The 3,978-nt window shown below is 61.9% G+C and carries 5 protein-coding genes; 1 reads left to right on the top strand and 4 read right to left on the bottom strand.

The window, feature by feature from the left end; all coding sequences use genetic code 11:
• Nucleotides 1-147: 147 nt before the first annotated feature.
• Genes JMN37_RS11200 through JMN37_RS11190 form a run of 3 tightly spaced genes read right to left on the bottom strand, consistent with a single transcriptional unit; the run spans nucleotide 148 to nucleotide 2,288 of the window.
• Entirely contained in the window at nucleotides 148-1,164 is a 1,017-nt protein-coding gene (locus JMN37_RS11200) for a hypothetical protein (RefSeq protein WP_252932195.1), read from the bottom strand.
• Nucleotides 1,165-1,914: an ATP-binding cassette domain-containing protein gene (locus JMN37_RS11195; protein WP_252932194.1), complete on the bottom strand. Its 750-nt coding sequence runs from the start codon at nucleotides 1,912-1,914 to the stop codon at nucleotides 1,165-1,167.
• Nucleotides 1,911-2,288, bottom strand: a complete 378-nt coding sequence (locus JMN37_RS11190) for a GntR family transcriptional regulator (protein ID WP_070361735.1) — start codon at nucleotides 2,286-2,288, stop codon at nucleotides 1,911-1,913. Before JMN37_RS11190 ends, JMN37_RS11195 begins: the two co-directional genes overlap by 4 nt.
• Before the next feature lie 178 nt (nucleotides 2,289-2,466).
• On the opposite strand from JMN37_RS11190, the gene JMN37_RS11185 reads away from it, so the two are divergent.
• Nucleotides 2,467-3,720, top strand: coding sequence for an NYN domain-containing protein (locus tag JMN37_RS11185; protein WP_252932193.1), 1,254 nt, complete (start codon nucleotides 2,467-2,469; stop codon nucleotides 3,718-3,720).
• Here JMN37_RS11185 and JMN37_RS11180 read toward each other — a convergent pair.
• Nucleotides 3,717-3,978: hypothetical protein (locus JMN37_RS11180; protein ID WP_252932192.1), on the bottom strand; the 262-nt coding region annotated here is incomplete at its 5' end. The genes JMN37_RS11185 and JMN37_RS11180 overlap by 4 nt on opposite strands.

Below are 3,978 nucleotides of genomic sequence, written 5' to 3'. Positions count from 1 at the left end.
TGTCGGCCAGCGGTAGTTTTCCTAACCGCCATCTCACCATCCAACCCTCTAAGGAGTCTGTCTGGCGGGGCGTTGTCGGTCTCGCTGACTCACATAAAGTTACACACACACCAACAACAACACAAATCGCCAGCCCAGACCGCATTTTTACAACTTCATTTCAGGGTTCTTTTGGGCGCCATTGACGCGCCCACTGACGTACAGGGCGATCGTCACAAGCGCCAGCAGCAACGCACATCCGGCCACACCGAGTACTCCTTTCCAGGGCACGGGGTTACGGAGGAATTGCCAGAGGATCATGATGGCCATGAACGTCACCAACTGGTTGCGCCCCCATGCCAACGGCATCGCAAGTCCGGTGAGGATCAAGATGAACGTCGCCCAGACAGGTGCGGAGGGGAGGGTGTGGGCGTCGAGAAGTGTGGGAAGGGAACGCAGCGCAACGTAGATCCCCGCGGATACCACCACTGCCCCCAGCCCATGCAGGCCCCATGTGCGGCGGGGGATTCCGTAGGCGCGGGCGGTCGTCGACGAACTTGCGCCCCAAGAATAGATTGCCGCGAAGCAACCGAAAAGGAAAAGGTCAGGGATGGTTGCGACGAACGGTATCCATGTTTTGTCGGCGAACGAGCGCACCGCAAACTGCACGGCGACCGAGCCAAGGCCGAAGGCCGCGGCCAAGAGGAGCGGCTGCTTCCAGAAGAGCTGGAACGTCAGCGGTTGGTCCAGGCGCAGCCCCATGATGGCCGAACCGTTGTCGGAAGAGTTGAGTTCTTCGCCGGTGGTGGCGTCGTTAGTTACGTATAGGGCAAGCCAGCCGGTGACCAGTGCGATGGCGAGCAGGCCGTACAGCGATGGGCTCACGATCAGCGTCGGGATGCAAAGTACGGCCCAGACCGCGAGGGCGGCGCGTCGCTTGTACGCGAGGGCGCGCTTGCGGTTCATCCCGTAGGAGCGAAAAACGTCCGATTCGGGGATGAAGGTCACGTAGAGCAGGAGCGAGGAGAATGTCGCGGCTGTAATGACCAGCGGGACGCTGCCCAACCAGTCGGCAAAGATGGTCGCTGCGCCCATGAGCAGGCCGAAGAGTGTCATCCAGAAGCGCCATTTGGAGCCTGCGAACATTTGGGCGCGGAAGAAGCCGGGGCGGACAAAGGTCTGCATTTAGCTCACCTCCAGGAGGTGCTCGATGACATCGCCAAAGTCGACAGGTCGCAGGGGATTGTGCAGGCCGAGGCGCTCGGCGTGGGCGTCGGCATCATCGGCGGTCACGTGCGCGCTGACCTTGCCGTCGCGGCCCAGCACCAGGGCGCTGCTCAGAATTTTCGACGCCTCTTCGATATGGTGCGTGGCCATCACAAACGTACGCCCACCCTCGGCGACGTCGAGGAGGTGGCGGTAGAACACGTTGGTGTTGTGGACGTCGAGGCCAACGTAGGGCTCGTCGAGAAGCGTGAGCTCGGCGCCAGAGGCGATGCCGATGATGTTGCCGACCATCGCGCGCTGGCCGCGCGACATCTTGCTGTACGCGGCGCCGAGCGCCTCGCCGAGGTCGAAGTCGTCGATGAGGCGGCGCGCGAGCCCATCGTCCCAGTTCGGGTACCGCAGCTGCGCGCCTTTCAGGATGTCCTTGCCGCTCCAGCTCGCCGGGTAGCCGACGTCGACGCCGGTGAGCGCGACGCGGTCCATCACCGCTGCGTTATCGAACGGACCCAGGCCGAACACCTCGACGGCGCCGCCGGAGGATTTCAGTTGGCCGGCGACAATCTGCAACAACGTCGACTTACCGACGCCATTTCGCCCCAACAGCCCGTGGATGCCGCCAGACGGCAGGTCGAAGGACACCCCGTTGAGGACGTGCTTCTTACCAAAGTGCTTCTCTAGCCCATCGGCGCGGATAATCATGGCGTTCATTGATACATTCCTCTACTTTCTGCTACTCGATGTACAAGGTCGATCAAGTCGTCGCGGCTCAGGCCGACGCGGACGGCTTCGTCGATAAGAGGGGCGACGAACGTACCCGGGAACGCTTCCCGGCGGGTTTCCAGGATCCGTTCGCGCGCGTCCGGGGTGACGAACATCCCGAGGCCGCGGCGCTTCTCGAGGACCTGGGCGTCGACAAGTAAGCCGAGGCCCTTGCGCGCTGTCGCGGGGTTGATGTTGTGGAAGGCTGCGAGCTCGTTTGTCGACGGTGCCCGCTCCCCCGACTTCAGTGTCCCGTCGACGATGAGGTCCTCCACTAACTTCGCGATCTGCACGAAGAGCGGCTCTGAATCTCCAACCACCATTCCCCCCTTCGAGCTCGTTGGTTAGTTACTGCACTAACTAACTATAGAACTGTGGTCAGGTAGCTCGCAAGGACCCCTACGAAATTTCTTGAACTACTAGCATGAGTAGGTGCACAAACATATGTAGCCTCGTGATGAAAAGAATTTAACGACAATAAAGAATCGGAATTTAGGAGCCATGCTTGAACGCACACTGGTGTTCGTCGACACTTCTTACCTACTGGCGAGCTTTTACAACTCATGGGAAATCGGCGCGCGAGCACAATTAGAAATCGACTTACCCGAGGTAGTCGCCAACCTCGGAGTCATGATCAGCCACCAACTCCACCAACCCATCCACCGTCAAATGTGGTACGACGGCATCCCCGACTCCGGACCCCACCGCTACCAGCGCGCGCTGCGCTCCTGCGACGGGGTCCAACTCCGCACGGGGCAACTCATCGAATGGGGTGAGCGGCGCACCCAAAAAGGCGTCGACACCCGACTCGTCGCAGACCTAGTCATCAACGCGACACGCGGCCAGTTCAGCGACTTCGTCCTCGTCTCCGGCGACGCCGACATGATCCCAGGCGTCGAAGAAGCCACCAACAACGGCGTACGCGTCCACCTCTACGGATTCGGCTGGGACTCCATGTCCTCCGCCCTCCGCCACGCCTGCGACACCACCACCATCCTCGACCCACGCGAAGACTTCGCAGACTCCATGCAACTCCGCGTCCTCGAAGGGCCCCTCCCACCAAGCATCCGGGAACGCCCGATCGCCGACGCCGAACCCGTCGAAGACAACCAAGGCCCCACCGAAGTGCCCGGGCTGGGACCCGACCCACTCGCTGCGCCGGAGGAGCCTGCTGCTGAGGAGCCCGCTTCAGACGAGCCGGTCGATCCACCGGCCACGGAAACCCCAGTTACCCCGGCGGCCCCGCCGACCCCATCGCCTGCCGATATGCCGAAGCCCGGCCCAAAGCCTGGCCCGGTCCCCACGGAACCACCGACACCGGTCAAGTCGGCAGAGCCTGCAACACCTGCCGAGGACCCGAAGCCGGAAACCATCTCCGACGAGGACACCGACGACGTACCGGCCCCCAAGCCGGCACCGAAGCCGTCGATGATGGCGCCGCGCCGCAAGCTCCGCTCGCGCTACGTGCCACTGCCAGAAGAAGTCTGGACGTCCTCCGGCTTCCAAACCCCCTACGACGTGGGACAACAGTACGCAGCCTGGTGGTTCGAGAACGCCGCATCCAGCGAACAGCGCGACAAGGCCCACATGCTTTCCGGTGGCGGTCTGCCGCCGGAGATCGATAGGCCGCTGCTCCAGTTCGCCTGCGAGACCCTGCACGAGTACACCCTGACGGAAACCCAGCGCGTCAACCTTCGCGACGGCTTCCACTCCGGCATCCGGGGCGTACTCATTAACATTCGCAGCGAAAGCTAACACACTTTCGACACAACGAGGCCCCTGTCCGACAGATTCAGGTCGGGCAGGGGCGTTCTTTCTGCGTTGTGCGCTGCGGTTTTTCTAAATGTGAGCAACAGGATTGTAGTAATCCCCATTTCGAACGTATTGGGAGCGCGGACATTTTGTTGGAGTGTTGAGGGCTGGAAGGTATTCCGATGCCCGCAAAGTTCCCCGACACCGTCCGCGAGTCCGCGGTCGACAAGTACTTCGAAGGCATGACCACCCCCGAGGTCT

Origin of the sequence: Corynebacterium lipophilum (assembly GCF_024102595.1) — a bacterium.
Taxonomy (GTDB): Bacteria; Actinomycetota; Actinomycetes; order Mycobacteriales; family Mycobacteriaceae; genus Corynebacterium; species Corynebacterium pseudogenitalium.
Note: the sequence above shows the minus strand (reverse complement) of the source record. Positions and strands in the feature narration are given on the sequence as shown.

Bases quoted from the DNA above. Each gene is read 5' to 3' on its own strand.
- JMN37_RS11200 (WP_252932195.1), bottom strand. From the start codon at position 1,164: ATGCAGACCTTTGTCCGCCCCGGCTTCTTCCGCGCCCAAATGTTCGCA.
- JMN37_RS11190 (WP_070361735.1), bottom strand. From the start codon at position 2,288: ATGGTGGTTGGAGATTCAGAGCCGCTCTTCGTGCAGATCGCGAAGTTA.
- JMN37_RS11185 (WP_252932193.1), top strand. From the start codon at position 2,467: ATGCTTGAACGCACACTGGTGTTCGTCGACACTTCTTACCTACTGGCG.
- JMN37_RS11195 (WP_252932194.1), bottom strand. From the start codon at position 1,914: ATGAACGCCATGATTATCCGCGCCGATGGGCTAGAGAAGCACTTTGGT.